The 5,285-nt window shown below is 63.0% G+C and carries 4 protein-coding genes; all 4 read left to right on the top strand.

What is annotated here, in order from left to right; all coding sequences use genetic code 11:
• On the top strand, window positions 1-318 hold a 318-nt coding region (locus WCB02_RS37615; RefSeq protein ID WP_423967021.1), incomplete at its 5' end, for an ExbD/TolR family protein.
• Window positions 319-322: 4 nt separating this feature from the next.
• Window positions 323-1,258, top strand: a complete 936-nt coding sequence (locus tag WCB02_RS37610; RefSeq protein ID WP_423967018.1) for a protein TolA — start codon at window positions 323-325, stop codon at window positions 1,256-1,258.
• Between the two features lie 21 nt (window positions 1,259-1,279).
• Complete coding sequence (tolB, locus tag WCB02_RS37605) at window positions 1,280-2,641, top strand: Tol-Pal system beta propeller repeat protein TolB (RefSeq protein ID WP_423967016.1); 1,362 nt, start codon at window positions 1,280-1,282, stop codon at window positions 2,639-2,641.
• Window positions 2,642-2,831: 190 nt separating this feature from the next.
• On the top strand, window positions 2,832-5,162 hold the full coding sequence (locus tag WCB02_RS37600) for a putative bifunctional diguanylate cyclase/phosphodiesterase (protein ID WP_423967014.1): 2,331 nt from the start codon (window positions 2,832-2,834) through the stop codon (window positions 5,160-5,162).
• The last annotated feature ends 123 nt before the right edge of the window (window positions 5,163-5,285 follow it).

The raw sequence follows: 5,285 nt of genomic DNA, 5'->3' as shown, positions 1-5,285 counted from the left end.
GCGCCGTTGTTGACGGTTGGCGTCCCGATCGATCTGCCGCAAACCCAGGCCAAGAGCCTCGATCAGGATCAGAAGCCGTTGCAGCTCTCGGTCGACGTCAACGGCAAGGTGTTCATCAACGATACCGAGGTCCCGCTTGCGGACTTGATTCCCAAATTGAAGGCGATCACCGACGCCCGTGGTGGACTCGATGAACGGCTCTATCTGCGGGCCGACAAGAAGGCCGATTACGGAACGGTGGCCAGGGTCATGGGCCAGTTGTCGGGCGCGGGCTACAAGAAGCTCGCGCTGGTGACCGAGGTGGACCAGGGGTCGTGATCCGGTGAAAGTCGACAAGACCCTCGCTGCGTCGGTCGCGCTCCACGTCCTGGTGCTGGGATGGGGACTGATCTCGTTTTCCACCCGTTCGCTCGAAGCGCCGCCGGAGGAGTCCCTGCCGATCGACGTCATTTCCGCGGACCAGTTGTCCAAGATCACTGCCGGCATCAAGACCGGCGAGAAGGACAAGCCGAAGCCCCTGGTCGAGAAGGTCGCTGAGGCCACGCCGGTGGATGACGCCGTCGGCAAGATCAGCAAGAAGCAGCCCATTGTGACCGACGCCGCGCCCGATCCGACGCCGCCAGTTGACAAGCCGGTCGAGAAAAAACCCGATCCGCCGAAACCGGTCACCGAGAGCAAGCCGAAGGAAGATCCCAAGCCGATCGAGAAGAAGCCGGATCCGCCCAAGATCGATCCGATCGCGGAAGCCTTGAAGTCGGAAGCGGCCAAGAAACCCAAGCCCAAGGCCGAGGCCAAATCGACTCCTCCGCCTCCGACCAAGAAGCGCGAATACAAATTCGACACCGAGACAATTGCGGCGCTGGTCGACAAGCGCGATCCCACCCGGCAGGCCGTGACCGGCGCGGTGCTGAATGCGTCGGCATCGCTTGGGACCTCGCGCGGCACCGCCGCGACGCTGTCGCAATCGGAACTCGCCGCCATGCGGGCGCGCCTGCACGACCTGTGGAACGTGCCGCCTGGGATCGAAAATCCGGGCGAACTCAATGTCACGGTGCGGATCTGGCTGAACCGAGATCGCCGTCTCGCCGCTGCTCCTCAGGTGGTCTCGGTCGGTAGCTCGGCGCGGTCGAAGGCGGCGGCGGACGCCGCCATTCGAGCCCTGCTGCAGGGCCAGCCCTACACGATGCTGCGCGACGAGACCTATGATCAATGGAAGTACATGGACATCGATTTCGGTCCGGATATGTCTAGCGGTTGATGAATTGGAAAAGAGTCAGCAATGTCCGTGAAGTCCTGTTTTCTTCCTCCGCTGTCGCGCAGCCGGCGAGATGTCCTGATCGGGGGCGCTGGCGCCGCAGCGGCTCTGCTGCTGCCGTCGCGGGGCAGTGCCCAGACGTCATTGCGTGTGACCCCCAACTCAGCGCCGATCTCGATCGCGATCCCGAATTTCGTGGCCGGTACGCCGGCGGACGGCGATGTCGGCGCCGGCGTCGCACAGGTCATTACCAATAATCTGAAACGCTCCGGATTTTTTGCGCCGATCGATCCGGCGGCATTCATCGACCGGATCACGAACATCGACACCGCACCGAATTTTCAGAACTGGCAGACCATCAACGCGCAGAACCTTGTCACCGGCCGCATGACCCGGCAGCCCGACGGCCGCCTGAAGGCCGAATTCCGGCTATGGAGCGTGGCCTCCGGCCAGCAGCTCACCGGCCAGCAATATTTCACCGCGCCGGAATATTGGCGCCGCATCGCGCACATCATTTCCGACCAGATCTACGAGAAGCTGACCGGCTATGGCGGCTATTTCGACAGCCGCGTCGTGTTCGTGGACGAGTCCGGGCCGGCGGAGCGGCGGGTCAAGCGGCTCGCGCTGATGGACCAGGACGGCGCCAATGTGCACTACCTGACCAAGGGCAGCGATCTGGTGCTGACGCCGCGGTTCTCGCCGTCGACCCAGGAAATCACCTATATGGAATTCGGCCAGGACGACCCGCGGGTCTATCTCTACAATATCGAGACCGGGCAGCGCGAGGTCGTCGGAAATTTTCCCGGCATGTCATTTTCGCCGCGCTTTTCGCCGGATGGCCAGCGCATCATCATGAGCCTGCAGCAGGGCGGTAATTCGAACCTGTTCGTGATGGATCTGCGCTCGAAGGCGACCACCCGGCTCACCGACACGCCCGCGATCGACACGTCGCCTTCCTACTCGCCGGACGGCAGCCAGATCTGCTTCGAATCCGATCGTGGCGGCAAGCCGCAAATCTATGTGATGCCGGCAGGCGGCGGCACTGCGCAGCGCATCTCCTTCAGCAAGGACGACACCAACGCCAGCTATTCGACCCCGGTCTGGTCGCCGCGCGGCGACTATATCGCCTTCACCAAGCAGGGCAGCGGGCAGTTCGCGATCGGCCTCCTCAAGCCGGACGGCTCGGACGAACGGATCCTGACCGCGGGCTTTCACAACGAAGGTCCGACCTTCGCGCCGAATGGCCAGGTGCTGATGTTCTTCCGCGACCCCGGCGGCAATAGCGGCCCCTCGCTGTTTTCCATCGATGTCTCGGGCCGCTTCGAACAGAAGGTGCCGACCCCGGGATTCGCCTCCGACCCGGCATGGTCGCCGCTTCTATCTTAGGTGGCGTCGGCCGCAAGTCGGGTGTTTGGTCGGTTGACCGAACCCGGCAAGGCTTGCCTAGCTTGCTGATTTGCCACGCGGATTTTTGTTCCCGGAAATCAAAAACAATATTCTGCTAACGATGTTCGCTCAGAAAGGCTTCATTCCGTAGAGGTAAAACTACGGACCTCCGACAGGAAGTCCGCCCCCAATGCAGCTTGCTGGCCCGCCGACAGACTCCGACCAGAAGATGCCGCCATCGATCTACGCGGCGCTGATCGATTCGTTATTTCAGGATCCGGGTCCGCTGTTTGCCGGTGCGCTCTGCGCGGCGATTGCCGCCGTCATGACGGCGTTGAAGACGGGCAACGGCTGGCTCTGGCCTTGTGTCGCGCTGCTGGTTGTCACCGGTGCGGTTCGGGCTCTCGACACCCGTCACTATCAGCGCCACACATCATCCCTGACGCCGGAGTTGGTGGCTCATTGGGAGATTCGCTACCAGGTGGGCGCGATGCTCTATGCGGCCGCGCTCGGCCTCTGGTGCATCGTGGCGATTCTGGGTAGCGATGATCCGGCCGCGCACATGATCTGCACCTCGGTCACGCTCTGCTACGTCGCGGCTGGCGGTGCTCGTACCTATGGCCGGCCGTGGATATTTCATGTCCAGATGTTGCTGGCGATCGGCCCCTTGACGGTGGCCCTCCTGCTTTATGGCAGCCCCTATTACGCCGGCATGGCGTTATTGAACGTGCCGTTTTTCCTGGCGCTCAAGCACATCTCGATCAGCCTGCAGAAGATCTTCGTGCGCGCGCTGGTCGCCAGGGAACGCGAGGCGGCGCTGGCGAGCCAGTTCGATACGGCCCTCAACAACATGCCGCACGGCTTGTGCATGTTTGGCGCGCGGGGGCTACTCGCCGTCGTCAATCATCGCTTCACCGAGATGATGGGTTTGTCTCCCGTTCAGGTCTGTAGCGGAGCAACCGCCGCCGACATCGTCAACGCCTGTGTGCTGGCCGGAACGCTTTCGGCCATGAGCGCGAAGATCATTCTTTCGGAGATCGAACACTCGCAAGCCAGGGACATCGTCACCACCGACCCCGACCCGGCGAGAGGCCGCTCGCTGTCCTGGACGTTCCAGCCGATGGCCGACGGCGGCGCCGTCGTGCTGCTGGAGGACATCACCGAGCGGCGCAACACAGAGGCCAGGATCAGCCATCTGGCGCGCTACGACGAACTGACCGCGCTGCCCAATCGGGTCAATTTCCGCGACGAGATCGAGCGCCTTCTCAAGGTTCCGTACAAGGCTGGTCAGATGTCGGCATTGCTGTTTGTCGACCTCGACCAGTTCAAGCAGGTCAACGACACTCTCGGTCATCCCTGCGGCGATCAGCTGTTGTGCGCGGTCGCCGGCCGCCTGCGCGACATGCTGCGGCCCGAGGATTTCGTGGCGAGATTTGGCGGCGACGAATTCGTGGTGTTCCAGCAGAACATCCGGTCCAGCGACGAGGCCGCCATCCTGGCGCGCCGCATCGTCGATCATTTGAGCGAGCGCTACAAGATCGACAATCACCTGGTCGAGATCGGCGCCAGTGTCGGCATCGCCACGACGTCTCCGGGCATCAGCGCCGACACGCTGCTGAAGAATGCCGACATGGCGCTGTACCGGGCGAAGGCGGACGGCCGCGGCACCTTCTGCTTCTTCCGCGACGAACTGGCGCAGTCCGTGGAGTCGCGCCGCATCCTGGAGCTGGATCTGCGCAAGGCGCTGGCCAACGAGGAATTCGAGCTGTTCTACCAGCCCCTGGTCAATCTCAAATCCGGCAAGCTGTCGACCTGCGAGGCGCTGCTGCGCTGGAACCACCCAGTGCGCGGCACGGTCTCGCCGGTCGAAATCATTCCGGTCGCCGAGGACATGGGCCTGATTGTCGATCTCGGCCGCTGGATCCTGCGCAAGGCCTGCATGGAATGCATGAAGTGGCCGGAAGCCGTCAGCGTTGCGGTCAATTTCTCGCCGCAGCAGTTCCATCAGCGCGACGTGCTGAGCGAGGTGCGCTATGCACTGGAGGTTTCCGGGCTGCCGGCGGAGCGGCTCGAGATCGAGATCACCGAATCCTCGCTCTTGCGCAACACCCAGCTGACCCACGACGTGCTGTCGCAGCTGCGCGCCATCGGGGTGCGGATTTCGCTGGATGATTTCGGAACCGGCTATTCCAGCCTCAGCTATCTGCATAACTTCCCGTTGCAGAAAGTGAAGATCGATCGCTCTTTCCTCGAGGGCATCGAAGCCGACCGTCCGCTGACGCTGCTGCGCGGCGTGGCGCGGCTGTCCGCCGATCTCGGCATGCTGGTCGTTGTCGAAGGCATCGAGACCAACGAGCAGCTCGAGCTGATCTCGGCCGACGGCACCGTGACGGAAGCCCAGGGCTACCTGTTCAGCCGGCCGGTGCCGGCGGTGCGGGTCCGTCAATTGCTGAACGCCTCGCATGGGCGCCGCCAGCCGGAGGATGAGGTGGCAGCGCTGCCAGCCCGCTCGATCGCCTAGCTACTTTCCGGCGCAAAATTGATGCTTTGGGAAGAGTGCTCAGGGGCCCGCAGCAACGCAAAACCCGCCGGGGGCGACCGGCGGGGGTTTTGGCAAAGCTTGATGGTGATTGCGGATTTATTT

The sequence above is a fragment of the Bradyrhizobium sp. genome (genome assembly GCF_049581145.1).
GTDB lineage: Bacteria > Pseudomonadota > Alphaproteobacteria > Rhizobiales > Xanthobacteraceae > Bradyrhizobium.
The sequence above is the reverse complement of the archived record's forward strand: the minus strand, read 5'-3'. Positions and strand labels throughout refer to the sequence as shown.

Coding starts and splice junctions, on each gene's coding strand:
- tolB (WP_423967016.1), top strand. CDS start 1,280: ATGTCCGTGAAGTCCTGTTTTCTTCCTCCGCTGTCGCGCAGCCGGCGA.
- WCB02_RS37600 (WP_423967014.1), top strand. CDS start 2,832: ATGCAGCTTGCTGGCCCGCCGACAGACTCCGACCAGAAGATGCCGCCA.